The organism is Companilactobacillus sp. HBUAS56275 (assembly GCF_036913655.1).
In the GTDB taxonomy this organism is placed as follows: Bacteria; Bacillota; Bacilli; order Lactobacillales; family Lactobacillaceae; genus Companilactobacillus; species Companilactobacillus pullicola.
Genome location: NZ_JAYKKK010000001.1, coordinates 522062 through 546761, shown reverse-complemented (window position 1 = coordinate 546761; position 24700 = coordinate 522062). Strand labels below are relative to the sequence as shown.

The window sequence follows — 24700 nt, the reverse complement described above, 5'->3', positions numbered from 1 at the left end:
TAGTGTTAATTATGAAGGAAGTAGAAGAGACTTGGTTAAAAGAAGGCAGTCGTGCGATGCAAGGCTGGAATTTCGAACATTTGAACGGTCGCTGGCAAAACGAATCATTGCCGTGGGATTACTCTAAAATCGTTCAAAAATATTTACATCCCAAGGATAATTGGTTGGATATGGATACTGGTGGTGGCGAATTGATGGCAAGTTTTCGTCATGATCCGCAAAGGACCTGCGTAACTGAAGGTTGGGAACCTAATATTGAATACCTCAAGAAGAAAGTTGTTCCCAGTGGCGTGACACTGTATCCAGATCCTAACGAGAATCTTAATTTGGTGCCATACAATGAATTTGAGATTGTAACTAACTGTCATGGAGCAATGCCGGTCTCTGAAATCAGTCGTGTTTTGAAGCCATCAGGGATGTTTGTGACGGAACAAGTGGGTGCAACGAATAATTTTTCACTATCCAGATTTTTCAATGACGATTATCAGCCAGCTTATCCGGACAATACTTTGGTCAACAATACGATTGCTTGTCATAAGGCGGGATTGAAAGTAATGAAGTCAGACGTCAGTTTTTCAAAGATGTCATTTTTCGATGTTGGTGCGATAGTTTATTACGCCACAGTTATTCCGTGGGAGTTTCCTAATTTCAATGTCGAAGATAATTTATCTAAGTTATACGAGTTACAAAATATAATTGAACAAACCGGACAGATCGATACATATGAAGATCGATTTTTGATAGTTGCACAGAAACAATGATCATAAAATAGCTTTTGCTCAAATGTAAGATGCCGTCGGTAGTAGAAAATCTGTATTTATTGAAGTTACAGTTGAGTTTGAATAAGGGAATATAAAAGGGGACTGAATTTTTTTATCAAAATTTCAGTTCCCTTTTTGGTGTTTATTTTAGATTAGATACGGCATAATTTGCTTCTTCAGCAGTGAATTGTTCACCGTATTCAGATGTTAATTGATCACGAATGCCCTCAGGTGACATGGACATATCTTTTTGATATGTCTTAGCTTTTTCTAAGGCATTTTTATTCCAATCAGCTTTGATATTATCAATCGCGTATTGGGCTGCTTCTTTAGAAAATTTTTCACCATATTCGGATGTTAATTGTTCAAAAATTCCTTTTTTTGACATGTGCATCATTTCTGCATAAGTCTCAGCCTTTTTTAGAGCAGATTTATATTCTGTTGGAACGTTATCTTCAGGCTTAGTTTTTTCTTCCTTCTTTGCAGGAGAAGCAACTTTTTTAGTAGTTGATTTCTGTTCTACCTTGTTATTGCTACTGCTGTCATTACTTGTGGAGTTTAAACTGTTAATTCCAGCAATTAAGAATATGGCAATGATAATGCCTATCCATAGTTTCTTTTTCTTATACCATTTTGTCTTGATATTCCTACTTCTTCTGTTCATATATTTTCCCCTTATGACTATTATCTAAGATATTATAAGGAAGACAATCGGTATATTCCATTCTGATTTGATATATCTATTTATAAATGTAAATGGGTAAAAAATTCAAATATGGATATTAATAAATTACTCATTTATCATTTGTTTTATCCTTAGAACGTTTTAGTTCCTCAATTTCATGATGCAAATTACGATTCTCTTGTTCTATTTTGTCGAGTTTTACTAATATTTGATCTAATTTATCGTCACTTTTTTCGGATGTTTCTTGGGTAAAGTAGTTGGTGATCGTACTAGTTAGAGTTCCAATAAAGCCGATTCCAATAATCATCAGCGAAACAGCAGAAATTCTGCCGACAAGGGTCGTTGGAGCGACATCTCCGTAACCAACCGTCGAAGCTGTGACGATGGCCCACCAAAATGAGTTGCTTAAAGAAACATTTTCAGCTAGTGAATAGGAAATAGCAGCAGTGACTAATACAATTCCACAGATAATGATCAGGTAAATAAAGCCATTGATACGTAAGAATTTTTTAGCGTTCTTTTGCATCTTACCAGCAGTTCCAATGAATCTTATCAAGGTAAACACTTTGGCAAAACGTAGGACATTAACGACACGAAAAACTCTAAAAACATTAAAAATTGTGTTAAAAGGCAAGATTGCTAATAAATCAAGGATGTTGTGTCGAAAGAAGTCTGATTTATTTTTAGCTAAGTAGAGTCTGCCAAAGTAGTCGAAACAAAAAATCAACAGTGTTCCAATATCAATTTCGATGTATGGTGAACGTGAAATATTGAAGTGGGGAATGTAACTTAATACCAAAATAATTAGCGATAATAATCCTGCTAAAACAATGACGAAATAATAACCATTTGAATGCAAAAATTTATGAAACTTTTCCATGATGTCAGTCCATTTCTGATTAGTCTTACTATTTTGTAATATAGCACTAACGGTTGTGTTAGGTATATTTACAAGCTAAATAAATTTCCGGATAATGAAATTATCAATTTGAGGGAGACTTAATTTATGCGACAATTCACACCCAGTATCACCCATAAGGCGATGAATCGGGACATATTCAAACTGTTATTAATGGGGTTAATGGTCCTAGACCATATCAATTATTTCATTTCACCATATTTAGCTGATATATTTCACATCATAACGCGCGTAGTAGCCGTTGGTTTTGCTTATTTAGTTGTCGAGGGACTTCACTATACGCATAGCCGAAAAGATTATCTAATTCGTTTAGGCGGTTGGGGAATTTTCATGGCCGTCGGCAATTATCTAATGAATCTATTTGTTTTACGAAAAGATTACGCTATGTCTATTATTGGAGACAATATCTTTTTAACTCTGTTTGTCGGCGCGGTCATAATTTGTTTATGGGATAATCATCAGGAACAAAAAAAGAAACAACTTCTGAGAGTCGTTTCCATTATTTTACTTCTTATCGGCATTATGCCAGTTTTAGAAGGTAGCTTTATTATTTTTCCATTTATGTTGATAACTCAAGTAACGCATCAGAATATTAAAAAAAGAAATTTAAGTTACTTAGCTTTAATGATTGTGATGGCAGTCATAGAATTACCAATGGCATTGACAGTTGGCACGACTGATCCATTAATGATATTCGACAGCATTGCTATGAATGCTAGTGATATTTTCTTCATTCTGATCATACCGTTATTAACTTTTTATAGCGGTAGGTTGGGAAAATATGATAGCAAATTGAAATATGTATTCTATTTGTTCTATCCGTTACACTTGTGGGTTATTCACTTGTTAGCGAGTTTATTCTGTCATTAGTCGTTCCATTTAAAATTACTATTGTCTAGGAAAAGTGAACGGCCTAAATAATCGCCATCACAAAAGATAGAAGCGGCCAATCCAGTCTTGGATCTATAGGGTGTCACCGCTTTAAAATCTTCTAAGTGTGAGAGTGCTAATCGTTGAACTGAATCAACGATTTGGGCTCTTTTTTTGTGAGTGAGACTTTTGAATTCCTTTGTAACGTAAATTTCTAGCTGGTCATTTTTTAAATAATTGATTTTATTGATAAAAGTTGACCAGTAGATTTTTAAATTATCAGATTTTTCCTCCACGGATTGAGAATTGGCTTTGAACTTATTAATCGCAGATTTAGTCTTTTGAGCTAATTGTTGATTGAGTTTGTAGTTGAAGTTTTTGATCTTATTAAAGAATTTTACGGCACGTTTTTCATCACGATGGTTAGTTGTATCAGTAGCTGCCGAAATGTTAGTGACGGAAGTAGAAGTAAAGATGAGTAGTGTTGTACAGATAAAGATTAGTCGCCTTTTCATATTATGTAACCCCTAAAAATAATTTGTTTCATTATAACCGCTCTACATGCAATGTTCTATTCGAAGATGATATATTTGAGAATTAATTTTATTCTAATGAATGTACGTCAAAATTAAATAGATTCATAGTGCCATGTTGGTTTGACACCTTATGATTACAGTAATATGATGATTAAAAATATTTTAATTTTAAGGGGATAATTTTAATGAAAAAGTATATTAATCATTCGTATTTTTATTTAGCCATCTTTTTCAGCCTATTAGCGGGGTTAGAGATTCCATTCAACACAATCACTTATTCGTATATTTTTTATTTGATCAGTAAGAAATCGATAAGTTTGATTGTGCCATCGGTTATCGTGATCATTTTAGGTTACGCAGCTTTTGCAATATTGGGTTATATAAAGAGCGTAGTGGTGAATAAGAATATCTATTTGATCAATCACAAATTAAAAAATAACTTTTTGATGAGCAAAATGTCACACGTCACTGAGGAACAGGAAGATTTTGAATCGGGAAACCTATCGTTCTTCCTCAATGATTTGAAATTGTTGGAAGACAATTATTGGCGTCAAATATTTTCTTTGTTAGGCTCAGTCATAATGACCTTAGGAACACTGGCATACGCTTTGTACAGTAATGTGTATATTACAATTATCTTTTTAGCTTTCATGATTGTACCAACTTTAGCACCAAAATTATTCACCAAATCAATTCAAAAGAGGACCGATACTTGGTCCAAAAATAATCAGACTCTCTCGACAACGGTTAAGGATTTATTGCACGGAGCGATGTTGTTACGCCGTTATAATGCGACAACCGGTTTTTCAAAACGAATGGATCAATCTATTTCAGGGATGGAAGCATCTAATGCTAGTTTGAAAAATCAGATTGCATTATCTAATAATGTAATTGGTTTACTGTTCTCCGTATTCTCGTATATACCTATTGGCTTGGGGATTTACTTTACTATCGTAGGAAAAATTACTCTTGCACAATTCGTTGCTATTCAATATTCTTCATCCTGGATTTTGAATGGCTTCAATCAAATCATTACCAGTTGGAATACCATCAGTAGTACTAGAAGTATTCGGACTAAAGTTGAACAGTTACAGCCAGTTGTGACGATTGTTTCAAATGATAAACCAGAAAATGTGGATGAGTTATCAGTTGATAATGTAAGTTTCACCTATGATAAAAAAGAAGTTTTCCAAAATGTCTCCTTTGATGTGAAACATGGAGAGAAAATTTTAATAGGTGGGAAGTCGGGTATTGGTAAGTCAACATTGATTAGAATGATTCTTAAAGAATTACAACCATCCACCGGAAAAATTTTGTTAGATAATCATTCCTACTCGCAAAGAGAATCATACGATAGTTTTGGAATAGTTGGACAGACGCCGATTATTTTTGAAGATAGTCTGGAAAGGAATATTACTTTAGGGAGAGATTTAGCTGATAAGCAAAGAGTTCTTTCAGCATTAATGCAATCGGGTCTAGAGGAATTCGCCAATGAGGAATCATTAAAGATGAGAATTAACGAAAATGGACATAATTTTTCTGGGGGACAATTGAAACGAATTGAGATAGCACGTGCCTTGTATTTTAATCGTCAACTGCTTTTGATTGATGAAGGAACAGCTTCTTTAGATCCAGAAACAGCGGCTTCGATTCATCAATCGATTCTGAATAATAAGAATCTGACGGTAATAGAAGTTGATCATCATATTCCAGATGAAGTAAAGAAACTCTATGATAAGGTTTATGAATTGAAGACATCAGGCTTAGCCCTTCAAGGCTGAGTGAAATCTCTGTAGATAGTATTATTATTCGGGTGCTAATGAACAATAAAAAAGTACAAATGGTTATTATTAAAATAAAAAGATTTTTAATTTAATTATACTTCTGAAATATTTTTCCTTATTACATAGTTAGAAATTGCTGAATACATTGAATTTGGACGCAAAAAAAGACACTGCCGAGGAGCAGTGCCATAAAGTTAGAAGAATTATTCTATAGAAGGATTGTACTATTGAGAATAATAATATATTATTGCATATTTTGGGTTTCTTCCAACAAACTTATTATATTACAATTCATGTATAAAAGTACGTTAATATAATAAATAAATAAAATGATAGCGTTTTAAATTATAATTAATAAAAATTTTGAAGAGAATAGTCCTCGCCAGCCTTGTCGAGCATCTCTTGCCAGGAAGAAAAGATGGTTGTCATTTGAACCAACTGTTCCCAAGATTCCTTGGATATTTCATTTAAAGAAGCTTTGTCAGTGACGCCTAGTTGCTTGAAAAAATCCTCGATGCAAAAAAATTGAGTATATTTCTCCATAAACTGATTGGAAAAGTAATGCGTAAATTGAATATTCTTTAAATCTCGTCTAAATTTACATTCTTGCCTGATGATCTCCAGTCGCTGCTTAGTTTCCATAATAATAATTCCCCTATTTATCATTATTTAAGCTTTATTATAACAAATGTCCAATATGTCAACGTGTTAAAAATGTCAAAGTTTCCTGAGCTTGGTAAAATCTAGCTAAAGATATCAAGGTATCTTAGTAGGAGGTGTTCGATATGTTTAATCGAATTCTTGTAGCCATTGATGGAAGTAAAAACTCGTACGATGCTCTAGAAGCCGCCATGGATTTAACTAAGAAATTTAATTCTGAATTATATTTAGTATCAGTTGTTAACACCGCTAATCTACCTGTTAGTGTTGGAGTCTCTTATGTTCCAGGGTTAACCGATGAATTGGAAACCGGAGCCAAGGTAGACTTGCAAAAAGCCGAAGAGATGGTAAAAGGTGCTGGTCTTGCTTGTCATGTAGAACTTTTGAATGGTGAGCCGCGTTCGGAATTAGCTAATTTTCCTAAAGATAAAGAAATTGACTTGATCATTATGGGAAAAACCGGTTTGAATGCTTTAGAGCGTGCATTTGTCGGATCAGTTACACGTTATGTATCAGAGCATTCCAAAACTAACGTTTTAATTGTTAACTAAAAATAGGTTTAAGTTGGATTGTAGCGTAAATACTAACTGATGTAGGTGAAATATGCCGTTGTCCGCAAAAAATCTGTGGGCCACTGGAACGTGGTGGACACGGCTTGAAGCTAATAATTTTTCACTCTGTGAAAAATTATGGATCTCCAAGTCCGGTCTTCTACTAACCTTGCTACGCAAGCTAAGTAGAATTTCACCACTGAGGGCCCACAGATTTTTTACTACCAACTAGACATTCGTTTCTAATATAAATACAGCAATTAGATATCATCTAATCTTACATGGTCAAAATAGGAACTCTTAAATCCTAAACTAAAAACAGACCCATTAAGTATTTCAAGACATGCAGATATGCTTGAATTTCTTAATAGAGTCTGTTTTTTAGTTTTTAGATTTTACAATGATTAATAAACAAAACCGGATTTAGTCCGGAGCGACAAGAAAATTGACTCAGCCATGAGATTCCCTTAGCAATTTATTGCTTAGGGAAAGGCCGAGCTTGGAAATCCATAATTTTGCACGAAGTGCAAAATTATTAGTTTCAAGTCGTGCCCATGGCGTTCCAGTCAAATTTTCTTGTCGCGGAGGGCGGCAGTTTTACGCTACACCCCAACTTAAGTAAGAAACAAAAATAACATCTGTGAGAGGTATAAATCTTTGACAGATGTTACTTATTTTTGAGAATTATTTATTCAACATTCTTTGAACGGCTGATTCATTATGAGCCAACCAACCGCAGGCACCGGCAGCGATAGCACCAACTAAATCGTCTAGGAAAACATTGATTTTGCCAGTTGATTTATCATTTAGTTTAGCTAAGATACCATGCTTTAATTTGTCAACATAGCCATAGTTAGTAACCGAAACAGAACCATACAAGCTTGCTAAAGTGATAGCCATATTTTCGTCAATTCCATAAGTGGATTCATCAGTCTGCATAATACGTTGCATTGGTTTTGATAGGAGACCTTTCTCAGCCAAAACATCTAATTCAATTCCAGTCATAATGGCATTTTGAGCTTCACGTTTATGTAATACTTTCTTGATAGCGTGAATTGCTATGTCGGTATTCAAACCGTTAACATAATCTTTTTCTAGAAAAATAACGATTTCAGCGATGTCGTCTAGCTCTACGCCACGGTCGCTTAGATTTCTGATAATGTGTTCATAATATTCTCTATCTTGTTCTTCAAATGATACCAAAATTAGAATCTCCTTTATTATTTATTTGCATCCCACTCAGCCTTGAATTCATCTAGAAAGTCGAGCATATACTGATGGCGTCCCTGAGCTATTTTCTTAGCAGTAGGGGTATTCATCATAGCGGTTAATTTCAATAATTTCTCGTAAAAATGATTGATGATTGTTTCATCATTCAAATTACGATACTCAGCTTTAGTCATTTTTTCACGAGGCTTAATATCAGGGTCATAAATTGTTTCGGAATTGTTTCCTCCATAATAGACCGCACGAACGATACCGATTGCGCCGATAGCATCTAATCGATCTGAATCTTGAACGATTTGTCCAGCTAATGAAAGTTTAGGAGGGTTATTCAATGACTTACTGAATGATAAATTATGAGTGATATAGAGAATCTCCGTGATTTGCTCGTCAGACAATTGAAGTGACTCTAAAAAATCATGGATCTCACGTTCTAGTTTTTCTGGATCATCAACTAGTTTGTCATCAGCTACGTCATGTAGATAGGCTGCACCTAGCGTGATTAATTTGTCAGCTGGTTCATCTTTTAGAATCCGTTTAGCTGTCTTTACGACCCGTTGGATATGATCAAAATTGTGTCCAGTTTTGTCTTGCTTCATCTTATTAAATGAATACTCACGAATAGCAGTTAATTTTTCCTCGTCCGTCATCAAATCAATCCTTCTTTATATAATAACTACATTGTTACACAAAAGGGTTTGTATTTAAAATAATACTCAACATTTGTTATTATATAAGTGTTTAAACACATATAAATTTAACTTAGGAGGATTTCTGATGAATTATATCAATAAGGAATTACCTGAATTTGATGTTGAAGCTTATCAAGCTGGTGAGCTAAAATCTTTCACTAAGAATGATTTATTAGGCAAGTGGTCAATTATCTTTTTCTATCCAGCTGACTTCTCGTTTGTTTGTCCAACAGAACTCAGTGGACTCCAAGATCTGTATAAAGACTTTCAAGCTGCTAATGCCGAAATTTATTCAGTGTCAGTCGACAGTCAATATTCTCATATGTCGTGGGCAGAAACAACAAAAACGATTGGCAAGATCCAATACCCAATGTTGTCAGATCAAAAGCATGAATTGACGGACTTTTTCAATATGATCGATGAGACAACAGGTCAAGATTATCGTGGTGTCTTCATTGCTGATCCTAAAGGTATTATTAAGTCATACACGGTTAATGCAATGGGAGTAGGTAGAAGTCCTAAGGAAATTTTAAGAACGTTGCAGGCAGCTCAATTTGTGGAAGAGCACGGAGCAGACGTGTGTCCAGCTGATTGGCATCCCGGGGAAGATACAATTAAACCCAGTGGAAAATTAGTTGGTAAAATTTAAATATCATTATTAAAAGTAAGAAAGGTATTCGTATCGGCTAATTATATTTGGTCGGTATGAATACTTTTTTTAGTAAAGTAGAATAGTTATCTTTAGACGTTAGGCATATGAAGATTTTAGTAAGTACTATTTGATATTAAAGGATACATAAATAATAGAACACAACATTTGTTGTGGAAAACGGCAGTCAAAGCATATCTCTGTTTTGAATAAATTTGGTATCTTTTTTTGTTAATAGGTGCGTTATAACTATATATAGTGATACGAAATCAAAAAAAACTATATCTTGTATCAAATGATAAATTCCTAATTTAGCAAGTGAGTTAAGCGCTTTACACCGATATGTCGCCAGTATGCTCGAGAAACCATTTGCCAAATTTAGTCCAATTGGTGGTATGATTTTAGCTGTCGGTTAAATTGATATTTTTCAGAAATACGGTTTAAGGGATAAATAAAAATCGACCATTTCAAAATATAAATGCCACAATCATATATTTTGGCAATGGTCCAAGAGGAGAAGGATAAATGAGTATATTTAATCCAAAATGGTATGTTGAACAAATGAGACATTGGAGTTTCAAGAGTTACATGCTATTAATGTTTGGCTTGGGGGCCATCACTGCATCAACACTTTCACATTCTATTAATGCAATTGCTATTTGGACATGGTTTGCGGCCGTTTTAGGTTTCACATGTACAGTTGCCATTACTAATGCAAAACCTTTAAATGGTGTCTTAGGATTAGTTTCAGCGCTTATTTATATCTTTGTAGCTATCAACGCTAAGAACTTCTCTGATGTTGTTCTTCAATTAAGTTACATTATCTTACTAGATATTCCTGTTTTGATCAGTCCACAATGGGCTAAAGACGCTGAAAAGCATATTCATGGTCTAACAGCTCTTAAATGGCTTTGGACAGCACTATTCTTCTTTGCTTCATGGGGATTGCTTTACTTGATGGATACACATATCTTTATCAGTCCACGTCCTGTAATTGATTCAGTTGCTGCTGCTATTGGATTCACAGGTGCACTTCTATGTACATTACGTTTCCGTGAACAATATTACTTCTGGACAGCTCAAGGTATTATGTCAATCGTTCTTTGGGGTGTTACTGCTACACAAGGTGACGCTAGTCCAGTTCTATTCTTGACATACATTATGTACTTCATGAATGATATGATTGCTTTCTTCGATTCACATATTCACTGGTTCCACAAAGATGCTACTGAAAACAGAGCTAAGAGTGAAGAATTAGCTAATAATTAACCTGTTTTTTGTTGCATTAAAATTACCAAATAGACTATTATTGGTGAGCAATAGTAATCTAGAAGGGTAAATGAAGCTGTGAAAAAATTTGTTAAAATTACCTTATCAGTCGTTATAGGCGTAACGCTACTAACTGATGTAGCGGCTGGTGGTTATATGTTTAATTATGCATTTAGTAAGAGTGGCTACAGTAGTCAGATAAAGGGTCATTTGAGTAAGAACAGTCAATGGTTTTTAGATCAGAAGCCACAGATCTGGGAACAAACGACAAAGGATCATTTGAAATTGAAAGCTCGCTATTTACCAGCTGGGAAGGAAACCGCCAAAACAGTGATCGTTGTCCACGGGTTTGGTAGCGCTAGTAAATATATAGGGTCGTACGTCAGAATGTTTCACAACGCCGGATATAACGTTCTGGCACCAGATAATCGTTCCTTTGGTATGAGTCAAGGCAAGTATGCTGGTTATGGTTGGAAAGACCGTAACGATATGACGGCTTGGATCAAACAACTTAATCAGAAATTTGGAGCTAATTCTCAGATTGGACTGTACGGTATTAGTATGGGTGCCGCAACAGTCATGTATACGTTAGGCGAGCATCCTAAAAATGTTCGTTTTGCTATAGCTGATTGTGGCTATTCAACCATTTCGGGTGAATTATCCTATCAATTGAAAGAGATGTTTGGTTTACCAAGTTTTCCAATTGTACCTACAGCGAGCCTCTTTGCAGATTTCTTGGCAGGCTATAACTTCTATCAGGCCAGTACCAAAGACAGTTTGAGGAAGAATAAAGTGCCATTATTCATTATCCATGGCTCAAAGGATGATTTTGTACCGACTAAGAATGCCTATTTAAATTATGATTATACTAAAGGTCCCAAGAAGCTTTGGATCGTTAAGGGTGCTGGTCATGCTGGTTCATTAAGCAAGGCTAGACAGCAATACGTTGAAAAAGCGACAGATTTTGCCAATAAATATTTTAAATAATATATATAATTAGTAGCCAGTAACTCAATTGAGGGTTACTGGCTATTTGTATGTTTATTCACATTTTTGGTATATGATTACTTTAATGAACTAAGGCAGGTGATTGGATGCAAGAACAAGGTGATTTACGCTATTTTTTGACACAAAAACAGAAATTTGACGTTCGAGCGGTATTAATCTTATTACATCAAAATAAAGTTTTCGTCAGACAGGAAAATACAAAACGGGAGCTGTATATTTTGCCTGGTGGAGCGATTAAATTCAATGAAGAGAGTCAAGCTGCAGCCGAACGCGAAGCCAGAGAGGAACTTGGCTTAACTGATTTGAAATTAGAATTTGCGGGTATTTTGGAAAATTTTTGGAAATTAAAGAGGATTGACTATCAACAATTGAATCTGATTTATCGACAGGAAGTCAGCGACGAAACATATCATCATTTAAAATATTTGGATTATCGCAAATTCGATTTGCCACCCAATTCTAATATGAAGTGGATCAAGGTCGATCAAGCAGGAGAGGCGTTACAACCAAGAGGAATAGTCAAAACTTGTTATCCTAATATTGCAATACAGCATTTAGTCAATCATCAGAATATTGGTTTCTAAAAAGTGATTCGTTATTGATATTGTTATCGGTAACGAATTTTTTTTGCGAAATCCAATTGACTATGGGAGAACGGATGACTAATATTGGAAGTACGCTTACATAAGTAAACGCTTACTTTATACAAAGGAGGGATTTAGATGTCGATGATTGAAGTATCTAATTTAACAAAGGATTTTCGAAAAACTATTAAGTCACCAGGACTAGTAGGAGCCTTTAAATCATTGATTAAGCCAAAATACGAAACTTTTGAAGCCGTTAATAATTTAAGCTTCGAGGTACCTAAGGGAGAAATTTTGGGCTTTATTGGTGCTAACGGTGCAGGTAAATCAACAACCATTAAGATGTTAACTGGAATCTTGACGCCAACTAGTGGATATTGCCGGATCAACGACAAAATCCCTCAGGAAGACCGTCAAAAATATGTTAAAGATATCGGAGTGGTCTTTGGACAAAGAACGCAGTTATGGTGGGATTTACCATTACGTGAAACTTATTCAGTTTTGAAAGAAATCTATAACGTACCAGATAAAGATTTTTATAAACGGATGGATTTTTTGAATGAGGTCTTAGATTTAAATGATTTCATTACCAGTCCGGTAAGAACCTTGTCTTTGGGCCAAAGAATGCGAGCTGATATTGCAGCTTCTTTGTTACATAATCCGAAAGTGTTATTCCTAGATGAACCAACAATCGGTTTGGATGTTTCTGTTAAAGATAAGATCAGACATGCTATTGAACAGATCAATCAGGAGGAACAGACAACAATTATTTTGACGACCCATGACTTGGGGGATATTGAATTATTGTGCAATCGTGTATTCATGATCGATCATGGTCAAGAAGTCTTTGATGTTACTATCAAGCAATTGAAGAATCAGTTTGGACATATCAGGGAAATTGAATTTGAGCTAGTTAACGCTGAAGATGCGAATCGTTTGAATTTCTCACAATTCTCTTCAGCTATCGAATATTCTCAAAATGAAAAGAATGTCCGGGTTAAGTTTGATAGTAGTAAAGTCTCAGTTCCCGATATTATCAGACTGACTTTGTCACAAGTTGATGTCCAAGATATCAGTGTTAAAGATGCCGATATTGAGGATATTGTTAGGAGGATTTTCCGAAAGGAGGCGGCCGAACATGACTAACTTCTTAAGAAAATATCATCCGTTCGTCTCTGCCGGAATCGAAGAAGCTATTGTTTATCGTGCAAACTTTATTTTGTTTGCATTGGGGAATACTTTGGGAGCCTTCGTAACTTATTTTTTGTGGAAGGCCGTTTTCCAATCGAGTACCAATTCAAGTCTGAATGGTTTCACGTTTCCTGAGATGGTGTTATATATTTTTTTGAGTTTCTTTACAGGAATCCTAACTTCAAGTGATGGTTCTAGCAGTGTAGGAGACGAAGTCAAAGATGGTTCAATCGCTATGCGTATCCTTAAGCCCATTAGTTTCACAGCTAATTATTTCTATGAAGAGATTGGCAGTAAACTGATCGATGTTGGTGTGTTAGCTGTACCCTTATTTGGTGGGATCTTGATCTATCAAATTGTAGGTGAAGGGACCCCAGTTTTAAATTTGGTTAACGTATTGTTGTATCTTTTCAGTGCGACGATTGCCTATTTGATCAACTTTTATTTTAATATTTGTTTCAGTTTCACAGCCTTTTTCTTTCGAAATTTGTGGGGCTCCAATGTGTTGAAGAATGCTTTGGTTATCTTTATGTCAGGTTCGTTAGTGCCGTTAGCATTCTTTCCGCCAGTCTTGCAAAGTGTTCTGAAATTATTGCCATTTTCATCCTTGTTATATACACCCGTAATGTTATATCTCGGCAAATATACAGCACAACAAACCTTTTCCGTATTACTTCTTCAAATCTTTTGGTTGATATTCTTTATTTTCTTAGCAAAAATTATTTGGCATTTTGCTATCAAACATTTGAGTATCCAGGGAGGTTAATATGAGAAGAGTCTTTCATTTAGAAAAAATTTTTATTTCACAGTATTTGAAACAGACGATGGAATATAAAGCTGACTTCATCGTTGGTGTCTTAGGTGTTTTGCTCAATCAAGTTTTGAATTTGATTTTCTTACAAGTCATCTTCAGTCAAGTCCCAAGATTGGCCGGTTGGAGCCTGCAACAAATTATCTTCATCTATGGTTTTGCTTTGATTCCTAAGGGATTAGATCATCTTTTCTTTGATAACCTCTGGATCGTTGGGCAAAGATTAGTAAGAAAAGGTGAGTTCGATAAGTATTTGACACGTCCAATCAATCCATTGTTTCACGTTTTAGTTGAGACTTTCCAAGTCGATGCTCTAGGGGAATTATTGGTTGGGGTCATCCTATTATTCATGTCGTCATCTAGTGTTCATTGGACTTTGTTGAAAGTTATCTTATTCATTGTTTCAATTCCATTTGCCACGGCTATTTATACGGCTTTGAAGATTGGTACTTCGGCTGCAGCCTTTTGGATGAAGAAGAGCAATACTATCACATATTTGTTTTATATGTTTAATGATTTTGCTAAATATCCAGTCAGTATCTTTAATCATTTGATTCGCTGGATCATTTCATTTGTTATTCCATTTGCTTTCACTGCCTTTTATCCAGCAAGTTATTTCTTAACTGGTAAGAACGTGTTGTTCAATTTAGGTGGTTTAGTGGTCATCTCAGTTGTCTTCTTATTCATCTCAATTAAGATCTGGGATAAGGGTATTTCATCCTATGAAAGTGCTGGATCATAAAAAAAGAGCTTCCTTTCGCTGTTTGAAGCGATTGGAAGTTCTTTTCTTTATGCATTTTGTGTTTGACCACTAATATTTTTAATTGATGAAGTATTGTCACTGACTTTTTTCTCAGCTTCCATTTCTTCAACGTGTTCTTGCCTGTAAGCTGCTTTATCAAGAACTTTGAAGAATGGAAGGTAAACAGCAACGGCGATGACTAATTCAATCAATTGCCATACTGGAGCACGCCAGTCACCACCAGTAATTAGATAACCATTGATGAAAATTGGTGTTGTCCATGGAACTTGAGCAATAACCATGCCAATCATATGGGCTTTCATCAAGAAGTATGTGATACCTTGTAAAACCATTGGAATTAAAACAAATGGAATTGATAGAGTTGGATTTAAAACAACTGGGAAACCAAACATAATTGGTTCACTAATTTCAAAGACTGAAGGAATAGCACCTAATCTGGCCAATTGTTTGTAACGTTTACTCTTAGCAAACAATAAACAACAGATAACTAAGGCTAAGATGGCACCAGTACCACCAATATTCATACCAAAATCAAGGAATCCGTCAGCTGTGATGTGTGTTGGAGCGACACCTTTAGAAACATCTTTAATATTTGCCATTAAGAAATAAGTATAAACAGGTGATGCTACGGCACCTAAGACATTATTTCCATGAATACCGACTGTCCAAAGAATTAGTGTTAAGAATAATGCAAATTCAACGCCCCAGAAACTATTCAAACCACCGACTAATGGTGAGAAGATAGCCTGAATAACCGCATTGATCTTAATATTAAAGAGAACTCTGATGATCCAGAAAAATCCTAGAGAAGCACATGCTGGAATTAAAGCCACAAATGAACTAGCAACTGCTGGTGGAACTGAATCTGGTAAAGTAATGACAATGTGTTTTCTAATGAAGAAAGCCACTATTTCACTAGAGATAATTGAAACAATAATTGCAGTAAACATACCATCTGATCCCAAAGTTGAAGGATCGATTTGGAATTTATCATTCAACATACAAAGTAAGAATGCTGAAACACCGATTGCTGTACCGGTTAGAGTATCAATCTTGTTCAATTTAGCCATTTCATGACTCATACCGATGGCAACGATGACAGCCAAGATACCAAAGGTAATACTAACGGCTGATTGTAATTTTGCCTGATAGGGAGCAACTAATTGTGTCCACCCTGGAATTGGCAAATTTGCCAAAATCATAAAAATACTACCGAAGATTGTAAACGGAACAGTAATAATCATTCCATCCCGTAAAGCCAGCATATATTTCATATTACTGAATTTTGCTAATGCTGGACTAAAACTATTTTGAAACCAATTTGTAATCGCTTTCATAGCTAAAACCTCATTTCCTTTCCGCTTGATTACCTTTAATCTAGCATATGGAAATGGTATTGTAATTAAAGATAATGCTAGCTAAATATAACATATTGAAGGTGAACTCAGTGAGATATAGTTTTAAAGCAAAGGACCGATCATTGCCATTATATGTAGATAGTATTGGATACAAATGGCGTCAGGAGAATGTGTCTAGACCAAAAGGATATAATTATGTTCATTGGTTACAAACATATTCAGGAACGGGAATAGTAAATATTGAAGGTCGGACAATAGAATTAAAAGAAAATCAGGGTATTTTGATCAATCAAGATATTCCACATTCTTATCATTCAAAAAATGGTTCTTGGATCACAGACTATTTTTCTTTTGGAGGATTATTGATTTCTGAGATCACTAAGGTATTAGGATTTCAAGATTATCTCTATATTGAATCTCCAGAAGATAAATTGAAGGATTTTATCGAAGTGCATCATAAGGAATTTAAGGAAAATAATCGTTTAGATATCTATGAATCATCGACCTTAGTTTATGAGTTCATGCTTTTGATCAAGAAATATTGTGTCGTCAATCCACACAATTACCAGATGAATAAGAAAATCATCGATCCTATTTTACAATTGATCCGAGATTCATATCAACAGGACTTAACTAATAATGACTTTGTTAAACTGACAAATTACAGCCTGCAGTATATTTTAGAAGCCTTTCGTACTAACTATGGTAGTTCGCCGCACCAAATTTTAATCGATTATCGTATTAAAAAGGCTAAAGAATTGTTGTTGAATGAACCAGATCTATCAATTGATGAAATCGGACGAGAGGTAGGCTTTAATACTAATAGTTATTTCATTTCGATGTTTAAACGTGGTGAAAAGGTTACACCAGGAAAGTTTCGTGGCTTATATAAATAGTTTCAATATCTGGTATTTTTGTACTATTCTCCTTAATTACTAGTCGCAATTTCTGTGGTAAATTGATTCATAATCAAACAAAAGACGAGGAGAAATGACTATGAAATTTCCTGAACATTTCTTATGGGGTGCAGCTTCGGCGGCTTATCAAGTTGAGGGTGCCTATAATATTGATGGCAAAGGCCCATCAATTTGGGATGAATTCTCTAAAATTCCAGGTAAAACTAAAAATAATACTAATGGTCAAATTGCAGTTGATTTTTATCATCATTACAAAGAAGATATCGCTCTAATGGCTGAAATGGGTCTTAAAGCGTATCGTTTTAGCGTTTCTTGGAGTCGAATTCTGCCTGACGGTGAAGGTAAGGTCAATCAAGAAGGATTAGACTTTTACGAAAGGGTAATTGATGAACTTCAAAAACATCAGATTGAGCCTATTTTAACGTTGTATCATTGGGATCTTCCAGAAGCTTTGCAAACCAAATATGGTGGTTGGGAAAGTCGAAAAACAATCGATGCTTTTGTGAAATACTGTCGTGTCCTTTTTGATAGATTTGGAGAAAAAGTTAAATACTGGATAACGTTCAATGAACAGAATGTATTCACGTCACTAGGCTATCGTTGGGCTTCTCATCCGCCTAACGTTTCGGACTCAAGGAGAATGTTTCAAGCTAATCACATTGTTAACTTGGCGAATGCCAAAGCTATTCAGCTATTTCACCAGATGGTACCACAAGGTCAGATTGGACCCAGTTTTGGTTATGGGGAGGTCTATCCTTTAACTAGTTCACCAGCCGATGTTTTAGCTGCTGTGGATGCTAATCAATTCAATAACGATTGGTGGCTGGATGTATATTGTCGCGGTGAATATCCCGAAAGGATTATGCGTTTATTGAAACAAATGAATTTGGCACCAGAGGTTACGGCTGAAGATGAAAAAGTCTTGCAGGCTGGCAAACCTGATTTTCTTGGTATTAATTATTATCACGGGGGGACGGTCAAAGCACCTGATACCAAAGGTGCCGTTACGGAAAAAAGTTTTGATAAAGTTGATCCTTATTTGATGGCTGGGGATGCGCAGGCTGATACACCTGAGGCACAACTATTTCAATCAGTCGAAAATCCTTATCTAGATAAGACTAGTTGGGGCTGGGAAATCGATCCAATTGGATTTAGAATTGCCTTGAGACAGGTTTACGAGAAGTATCGTTTACCACTTATCATTACTGAAAATGGGTTAGGTGCGTTTGATAAATTAGAAAATGGACAAGTAGATGATCAATATCGAATCAATTATTTGAACGAACATTTGGTTCAAGTTGGTAAGGCTATTGCCGATGGAGTTCCCGTATTTGGTTTCTGTGCTTGGTCATTTACCGATTTGTTGAGTTGGTTAAATGGTTATGACAAACGTTATGGTTTCGTCTACATTGATCGAGATGACCAGTCTCCTAAATCATTGTTAAGAATCAAAAAGAAGAGCTTCAATTGGTATCAGAGAATAATCAAAACAAATGGTGGAAAGTTAGAGGTAAAGTGATGTCAATTTTGTACGGTGGTGACTATAATCCTGAACAGTGGCCTGAGGGTACTTGGCAAGATGATTGGGATAAATTGAAACTAGCACATGTTAATTCAGCGACAATCAATGTTTTCTCATGGTCTTTGTTGGAACCAGAAGATGGCGTCTTTAACTTTGATAAGTTGGATAAAATTGTTGAGTTGTTAGAAAAAAACAATATAAAGATTGTTATGGCAACTTCAACAGCTGCATTGCCATTTTGGATGACTAAAAAATATCCAGAGGTCAATCGTGTCGATACTTACGGTCGTCGTCAAGTTGGAGGAAAACGTGAGAACGCTTGTCCTAATAGTCCTGAATTTCAACGCTTAGCCAGTCAATTGGTTGAGAAACTAGCTCAACGTTATGCATCCGTTAAAAATATCACTCATTGGCACATTTCCAACGAATATAACGGTTATTGTTACTGCGAAAATTGTACAAAGGCTTTTAGAACTTGGCTAAAGCATGAGTATGACAATGATTTAGAAAAAATCAATCAGGCTTGGGGAACTAATGTCTGGAGTCACACTTATCATAACTGGGATGAAATTATGCCACCAATGAGAATTGGTGATACGTATGACAATGGCAAACCAGTGATGTCAGGATTGGATATGGCCTATCGTAGATTTCAGTCGGATAGTCTGTTAAATAATTTTAAGATGGAACGAGACATTATTAGAAAATATGATCAACGTCCAGTGACAACCAATTTAATGGGTTCGCAAAAAGATTTGGACTACTTCAAGTGGGCTAAAGAAATGGATGTTGCCTCATGGGACAACTATCCAAGTTTTGACACACCGGCTGGCTACACGGCTATGCAACACGATTTGATGCGTGGTCTTAAAGACAAGCCCTTCATGCTAATGGAACAGACGCCTAGTCAACAAAATTGGCAGCCATTCAACTCTTTGAAAGCACCTAATCAGATGCGGATGCTCAGTTACCAAGCAATGGCTCATGGAGCCAAAACAATTCAATTTTTCCAATTGAAACAGGCTCGTAATGGTTCGGAAAAATTACATAGTGCCATGATTTCACATGCGGAATCGACTCACACACGGGTTTTCGCTGAATTGCAGAAGCTTGGTAGTGAGTTGAATCAATTGCCTGAAGATTTGGAAAATTCAGATAATCAGTCAAAAGTGGGAATTGTTTTTGATTGGAATAGTTACTGGGGACTAGAAGACTGCATGGGTCCAACGACTAATCTCGACTATGTTCAAGAAGTTTATGATTATTACAAAGCTTTCTATGATCGTAAGATTAGTGTTGACATGATTTCTAAGGAAGCTGATTTAGAAAAATACCGAATTGTCGTTGCCCCAAGTATGTATATCAATTCACCAGAAATGACGGATAAAATTGAAAAATTTGTTCAAGCTGGTGGTATCTTTGTGACTGACTACATGTCCGGATTAGCGGATAAAGACGATAATGTTTATCTTGGTGGTTATCCTGGATTACTAAAGAACGTTTTAGGCTTGAGATATGAAGAAACCGATGCTTTGCCATTTGATCAGACCCATGAATTAGTAGCTGATGGTAGAGTTATTGGCAAGGGCAGTTTGGTTTGCAATTTAATTCAGCCACAAACAGCAAAATCCTTAGCTCACTATAGTGATGAAGTTTTCTACCAAGATAACTCTGTTTTAACGAAGAATCATTTTGGTAAGGGATTTGCTTACTACGCTGGTAGTCGATTGAATGATCAAGCGATGGACTTCTTTATGAAAGATATTTTACAAGCTGCTCAAATTAAATCTGATAAGTCAAAGACTGGTGTTGAGATTATCACGCGTACAGGTGATACGGCTCGTTATACCTTTATTATCAATACAGACGGACAAACAAAGAAGGTTGTTAATCCCTATCCAGATAGTGAAGACTTATTAACAAAGAAAGCTATCGAAAAAGAGATAACTTTGCAGCCTTATGATGTGTTGATCTTAGAAAATAGATTTGCAATTTAAAATGAAACTCCTTTCCAAGCGGATGGGAGTTTTTTTATATTAAAAAGTGCATCTCAAAACGCCAAGAGTTACGCTTTGAGATGCACTTTTTGAAAATTTATTTAAGAATCTGTTCAATTGTCTTACGAGGGACCTGCCTCTTTTGAACTTTTTCCCAAGAAAGAACTTTGTTATATTTACGATTATAGGTAACTTTAAGATAATTATCAGCTTTGATAGGACGACCGATGGAGCTATTGAACTTTAACAACTTTTCGTTGCCATCCTTATCATAAGCCTTTTGCTTATAATAATATTCTTTATAGTCGGCACCAGAATCATCCTTTTCAATGATTTCTTTATATGAGTCGCCAACGTAAGTGTAATAATCGTCCCCTGTAAAGTTAGGAACGTACCAAAATTGATAAGCCATCAATGGTATTAAAACAATCAATGCAACTATTAAACTAATGCCGACTTTCTTATTCATCATATATCCCTCCAAGTTCAATAGGAATCGTATCATATAAACTAAGACAATAGTCCTAACGGTTTTGTAAGGTCTGTAAGATGGATAATAGGAAGGTTTTCATATCAATAATCTATGGGTGTTAAAAACGTTAGTTTTAAATAGAAAATTTATCCCTAAATTGGTTGATTTGGTCACGATAACTGATTGAGATATTTAAATCTTGATTTTGATCGATAGGATAAGTAAAGAATTGACCAGCAAAAATATCTTTTTGGTTCAAATATGAAAGATCCAAATTATCACTTTGAATATTGTCGATAGTAGCTGGAGTATTACCAACATTTCTGATTTCAACAGTTTGCTTATTAATACGACGACAAATTACGTAAGGACGATTTGTTTGTATTAATAACTTATTTTTGGTTTTTAGTAGTCCTTTGATTTGGAAAAGACTTGTCGAGATTAAAATTAATCCTACTAAAACCGATATAGCTAAAATAAAACTAGCGATAACTAATAAAATTTGCGTTGCGGAATTCATTATCATACCTCCATTGGAATTATCTGTATTATTTCATAATCAAAGTTATCTTACAATTCCGTCACATCAAACTAACAGTTTGGTTATAAATCTAATTACTAGTTTACAATTTAGCCGTTAGATTAGATAATTACTTTCGATAGATACATTGTGTATCTACCGTACAAGAATAATTCAAAAAGTACTTACACCAGTACGTTGACTCCGTAATCAAAATGGTCGTCCTTAGGACGGCTTTTTTGCTATATAAAAATGATGATGAGATAATTATGACCAATAAGAGGCGATAGTTATGAAATTTAATGTATTTGTAAATCAAATTCCCAAAGATTTATATTTTCCAAATTTTTTGATAAATCCTTTTATTACGGCGATTGTTGTTAGTTTAATCATTTTTATAATAATTGAAGTTACATATAAGATAAAAAATAAGTAATAAAAACATCTATTAGAGAGGTATGTACTAACAAACTCTAATAGATGTTTTTTAGTTGCGCTGTGTCTTATCCCATACTGTGTGTCCGGCTAATAGGTGATAGCAAGCAATAATTAAACTGAAGAAGAATATTACATAAATGTAGGAGAGGAGACCAATCGATAGGATTCCTCTTCTAAATTTGAATTTTTCATTGATCATATCATCTTTTTGAATAACTAAGTGATATTTATCATGTAATTTTAGTTCCTTTTGGTAGATAATTGTGAAGACAGTTCCAAAGAAAAAGCTGAGAACAGTCATGATAATGAAAACAATGAAAATGAACTCGGGATTTTGGACGTATCTTAAGATAAAATTGATGGTTAAAAAGATAATACTGAAATCGGCCAGAATGTTTAAAACTGGTTGGATAAAGAAGAAGTAGGCGTCAATCTTTTGACCAAGTGAGACGGTTTTGGATTTAGAGACGTGTTTGAGATACTTCCAGCAATTGAAGCCACCTTGTGACCACCTAGCACGTTGTCGCACCAATTTTTTTACCTTTTTAAGTGCTTCCTGTTCGACGTAAGCTTCATCGACATATCTGATAGTTAGACCGTTTAGTTCCATTCTTAAAGTTAATTCGTAATCTTCGAGTAGGGCGTTGCCCCAAGGTTGATCGCCAAGCTTATTTAGAACGGTTGAAGCTCTGAAGAATTGACCATTGCCACATAGAGCCACAGCTTTGAGATGAGTTCTAACTAATTGAATTAAATGATTGATTACGAAAAATTCAATATCCTGAAAAGTTTGTAGAATTTTTCCTGGACTTTTCATTTTAATTCTAAGTTGAACGGCATCAGTTTCTTCGTCACGAAATGATTGATTAAGTTTAACAATACTATTGGCGCTTAGAACGCCATCGGCATCGAGAACACCGATAATACAGTATTTTGGATCAAGATTCTGTTCTTTGATAATTTTCTGAATAGTAGGGATAGCGCTGTTTAAAGCATCTCCCTTACCAGTCCTAGCATTAGGTAGTTTTCTTTGAACTATACTGATAGGACCATCAACACTTTGAGCTTGCGTTATAGTGTCATCGTCTGAGTCGTCGTCAATTACAATAATATGTTTACGACCTTGTAAATTATTTAAATATGATAGGGAATTTTTGATAACTTTTCCTTCATTTAGGCACGGTAATAACATAAAATAAAAGAACTGGTTCAAGTCCTGTTGGGGTTCAAAGGGATGTTGCATATTTTGTTTAAATCTTTTTTGTTGAGTGATGTAGATGTAAAACATGATGAAACATTGAACCATAAAAACAGTAATGGCTATTAAATAAATAATCATTTTTATCATCTTCTCAATTAATATTCGATTAGATTCTTGCTCATTTATAGAAGATGTTCAAACATGTTGCTTATTTAAATTGTTTTAAATTGAATTAATCAAATTTTAAATATTAAAAATGCTATTTATTTAATTTTATAAAAAAGCTCCTGAAAGGGCTTTTAAAGTGTTATATAATTAACGTGTGATGTATGGAGGGGATTTCATGACCACTTTATTAGATGTAGCAAAGAAAGCCAATGTTTCAAAAATGACGGTTTCACGAGTAATTAATCATCCGGATAAGGTTACAGACGAACTAAAACAATTAGTCTATGAAGCAATGCGTGAGTTGGACTATCACCCTAATGTAATTGCTAAAGCTTTAGCTAATAACAGTACAAGAATTATTAAGTTATGTATTTTGGAAGATATTGATACAACTGAACCTTATTATATGAACTTGATGATTGGAATCGCTAAAACTTTGGATCTACATCAATATTCTCTACAATTGGTTACACGTCGTAATTTCGACATTGGTAATTGTGATGGGTATATTATTACAGGAATGCGCATCAGCGACGTTGATTGGATCAAGAATCTTAAGAAACCAGTAGTATTATTCGGCGAAAATCGTTATGGTTTTGACTTTGTTGATACAAATAATAAAGCGGGTACTTACTTGTTATCACAGCTAGCTTTGAAAAAAGGATATGAAAAGCTGATCTATGTAGGTATTGATAGTAAAGAGTCTTTTGAATATTCACGTGAAGCCGGCTATTTACAACAGGTTCAAGAGAAACGAATGGTTCCTGAATTACATCGTTTTGGTAATCATAGTCATCTGTCAGAAGATTTTGTCAGAGAAAATTGGGAGAAGATTCCCAAAAATACGGCATTTATTTGTGCGTCTGATCGTCTTGCAATAGGAGTTGAACGGGCCATTGTTCGTTGTGGAGGTAAAGTTCCTGATGACTTTGGTGTAACCGGTTTCGATGGTGTCTTTTTGAATCAAATTGCTTCACCGAAGATAACTACGATCAAGCAATCTATCATCCAAATGGGTAGTGCCTGTGGCGAAGTACTTTTAGATAAGATAAAAAGTGGTGAATCACAGGGGTCCCTAGTCTTCGAACCTAAGATCAGTTTAGGCGGTACTTTAAGGGATTAAACTGTTACCGATAACATCAAACAAAGC

At 35.0% G+C, this 24700-nt stretch carries 25 protein-coding genes; 15 read left to right on the top strand and 10 right to left on the bottom strand.

The window, feature by feature from the left end; translation table 11 throughout:
• The first annotated feature begins 11 nt into the window (after positions 1 to 11).
• Positions 12 to 761, top strand: coding sequence for an SAM-dependent methyltransferase (locus U8526_RS02510; RefSeq protein ID WP_334340401.1), 750 nt, complete (start codon positions 12 to 14; stop codon positions 759 to 761).
• A gap of 142 nt (positions 762 to 903) precedes the next feature.
• Here the strand turns inward: U8526_RS02510 and U8526_RS02505 are convergent, their stop codons facing one another.
• Both U8526_RS02505 and U8526_RS02500 read right to left on the bottom strand, forming a co-directional pair.
• Complete coding sequence (locus U8526_RS02505) at positions 904 to 1425, bottom strand: Ltp family lipoprotein (RefSeq protein ID WP_334340400.1); 522 nt, start codon at positions 1423 to 1425, stop codon at positions 904 to 906.
• A 130-nt stretch (positions 1426 to 1555) separates the two neighbouring features.
• Positions 1556 to 2326 (bottom strand): potassium channel family protein, encoded by a 771-nt coding sequence (locus U8526_RS02500; protein ID WP_334340399.1) that lies wholly within the window; start codon positions 2324 to 2326, stop codon positions 1556 to 1558.
• Positions 2327 to 2452: 126 nt separating this feature from the next.
• Between U8526_RS02500 and U8526_RS02495 the strand changes: the two genes are divergently transcribed.
• Positions 2453 to 3235 carry a TraX family protein gene (locus U8526_RS02495; RefSeq protein ID WP_334340398.1) on the top strand — a complete coding sequence of 261 codons (783 nt, stop codon included), beginning with the start codon at positions 2453 to 2455 and terminating at the stop codon, positions 3233 to 3235.
• Here U8526_RS02495 and U8526_RS02490 read toward each other — a convergent pair.
• Positions 3232 to 3750, bottom strand: a complete 519-nt coding sequence (locus U8526_RS02490) for a hypothetical protein (protein WP_334340397.1) — start codon at positions 3748 to 3750, stop codon at positions 3232 to 3234. The two genes, U8526_RS02495 and U8526_RS02490, sit on opposite strands and share 4 nt — an antisense overlap.
• A 206-nt stretch (positions 3751 to 3956) precedes the next feature.
• Between U8526_RS02490 and U8526_RS02485 the strand changes: the two genes are divergently transcribed.
• Entirely contained in the window at positions 3957 to 5552 is a 1596-nt protein-coding gene (locus U8526_RS02485; protein WP_334340396.1) for an ABC transporter ATP-binding protein, read from the top strand.
• Between the two features lie 354 nt (positions 5553 to 5906).
• Here U8526_RS02485 and U8526_RS02480 read toward each other — a convergent pair whose 3' ends face one another.
• Positions 5907 to 6197: a hypothetical protein gene (locus U8526_RS02480; protein WP_334340395.1), complete on the bottom strand. Its 291-nt coding sequence runs from the start codon at positions 6195 to 6197 to the stop codon at positions 5907 to 5909.
• A gap of 143 nt (positions 6198 to 6340) precedes the next feature.
• Here U8526_RS02480 and U8526_RS02475 point away from each other — a divergent pair, with 143 nt between their 5' ends.
• Entirely contained in the window at positions 6341 to 6766 is a 426-nt protein-coding gene (locus tag U8526_RS02475) for a universal stress protein (protein ID WP_334340394.1), read from the top strand.
• A gap of 684 nt (positions 6767 to 7450) precedes the next feature.
• On the opposite strand, the gene U8526_RS02470 is transcribed toward U8526_RS02475, so the two are convergent.
• Positions 7451 to 7969 (bottom strand): phosphatidylglycerophosphatase A family protein, encoded by a 519-nt coding sequence (locus U8526_RS02470; protein ID WP_334340393.1) that lies wholly within the window; start codon positions 7967 to 7969, stop codon positions 7451 to 7453.
• Between the two features lie 17 nt (positions 7970 to 7986).
• The gene (locus U8526_RS02465) at positions 7987 to 8640 is read right to left on the bottom strand and encodes an HD domain-containing protein (RefSeq protein ID WP_334340392.1); all 654 of its coding nucleotides are present in this window, start codon (positions 8638 to 8640) and stop codon (positions 7987 to 7989) included.
• Positions 8641 to 8767: 127 nt separating this feature from the next.
• Here U8526_RS02465 and U8526_RS02460 point away from each other — a divergent pair, with 127 nt between their 5' ends.
• The 7 genes from U8526_RS02460 (at position 8768) to U8526_RS02430 (ending at position 14936) form a co-directional block, all read left to right on the top strand.
• Positions 8768 to 9331, top strand: a complete 564-nt coding sequence (locus tag U8526_RS02460) for a peroxiredoxin (protein WP_334340391.1) — start codon at positions 8768 to 8770, stop codon at positions 9329 to 9331.
• 525 nt (positions 9332 to 9856) lie between these two features.
• Positions 9857 to 10600: a nicotinamide riboside transporter PnuC gene (gene pnuC, locus U8526_RS02455; RefSeq protein ID WP_334340390.1), complete on the top strand. Its 744-nt coding sequence runs from the start codon at positions 9857 to 9859 to the stop codon at positions 10598 to 10600.
• 78 nt (positions 10601 to 10678) lie between these two features.
• The gene (locus U8526_RS02450) at positions 10679 to 11587 is read left to right on the top strand and encodes an alpha/beta hydrolase (RefSeq protein WP_334340389.1); all 909 of its coding nucleotides are present in this window, start codon (positions 10679 to 10681) and stop codon (positions 11585 to 11587) included.
• Positions 11588 to 11694: 107 nt separating this feature from the next.
• Positions 11695 to 12192 (top strand): NUDIX domain-containing protein, encoded by a 498-nt coding sequence (locus U8526_RS02445; protein WP_334340388.1) that lies wholly within the window; start codon positions 11695 to 11697, stop codon positions 12190 to 12192.
• 138 nt (positions 12193 to 12330) lie between these two features.
• Entirely contained in the window at positions 12331 to 13338 is a 1008-nt protein-coding gene (locus U8526_RS02440; protein WP_334340387.1) for an ABC transporter ATP-binding protein, read from the top strand.
• Positions 13331 to 14149: an ABC transporter permease gene (locus tag U8526_RS02435; protein ID WP_334340386.1), complete on the top strand. Its 819-nt coding sequence runs from the start codon at positions 13331 to 13333 to the stop codon at positions 14147 to 14149. Before U8526_RS02440 ends, U8526_RS02435 begins: the two co-directional genes overlap by 8 nt.
• Position 14150: 1 nt before the next feature.
• The gene (locus U8526_RS02430; RefSeq protein WP_334340385.1) at positions 14151 to 14936 is read left to right on the top strand and encodes an ABC transporter permease; all 786 of its coding nucleotides are present in this window, start codon (positions 14151 to 14153) and stop codon (positions 14934 to 14936) included.
• A 47-nt stretch (positions 14937 to 14983) separates the two neighbouring features.
• Here U8526_RS02430 and U8526_RS02425 read toward each other — a convergent pair whose 3' ends face one another.
• Entirely contained in the window at positions 14984 to 16294 is a 1311-nt protein-coding gene (locus tag U8526_RS02425; protein WP_334340383.1) for a PTS sugar transporter subunit IIC, read from the bottom strand.
• 110 nt (positions 16295 to 16404) lie between these two features.
• Here U8526_RS02425 and U8526_RS02420 point away from each other — a divergent pair, with 110 nt between their 5' ends.
• The 3 genes from U8526_RS02420 to U8526_RS02410 all read left to right on the top strand — a co-directional run bounded on the left by U8526_RS02420 (position 16405) and on the right by U8526_RS02410 (position 20751).
• A complete protein-coding gene (locus U8526_RS02420) occupies positions 16405 to 17211 on the top strand; it encodes an AraC family transcriptional regulator (protein WP_334340382.1) in 807 nt (268 codons plus the stop codon).
• A 100-nt stretch (positions 17212 to 17311) separates the two neighbouring features.
• Positions 17312 to 18751, top strand: coding sequence for a glycoside hydrolase family 1 protein (locus U8526_RS02415; protein ID WP_334340381.1), 1440 nt, complete (start codon positions 17312 to 17314; stop codon positions 18749 to 18751).
• A complete protein-coding gene (locus U8526_RS02410) occupies positions 18751 to 20751 on the top strand; it encodes a beta-galactosidase (RefSeq protein ID WP_334340380.1) in 2001 nt (666 codons plus the stop codon). Before U8526_RS02415 ends, U8526_RS02410 begins: the two co-directional genes overlap by 1 nt.
• Before the next feature lie 97 nt (positions 20752 to 20848).
• Here U8526_RS02410 and U8526_RS02405 read toward each other — a convergent pair whose 3' ends face one another.
• The 3 genes from U8526_RS02405 to U8526_RS02395 all read right to left on the bottom strand — a co-directional run bounded on the left by U8526_RS02405 (position 20849) and on the right by U8526_RS02395 (position 23520).
• Positions 20849 to 21223: a YxeA family protein gene (locus U8526_RS02405; protein ID WP_334340379.1), complete on the bottom strand. Its 375-nt coding sequence runs from the start codon at positions 21221 to 21223 to the stop codon at positions 20849 to 20851.
• Between the two features lie 133 nt (positions 21224 to 21356).
• Entirely contained in the window at positions 21357 to 21743 is a 387-nt protein-coding gene (locus U8526_RS02400; RefSeq protein ID WP_334340378.1) for a hypothetical protein, read from the bottom strand.
• 487 nt (positions 21744 to 22230) lie between these two features.
• Positions 22231 to 23520, bottom strand: a complete 1290-nt coding sequence (locus tag U8526_RS02395) for a glycosyltransferase family 2 protein (RefSeq protein WP_334340377.1) — start codon at positions 23518 to 23520, stop codon at positions 22231 to 22233.
• A gap of 205 nt (positions 23521 to 23725) precedes the next feature.
• Here U8526_RS02395 and U8526_RS02390 point away from each other — a divergent pair, with 205 nt between their 5' ends.
• A complete protein-coding gene (locus U8526_RS02390; protein ID WP_334340376.1) occupies positions 23726 to 24673 on the top strand; it encodes a LacI family DNA-binding transcriptional regulator in 948 nt (315 codons plus the stop codon).
• Positions 24674 to 24700: the final 27 nt, after the last annotated feature.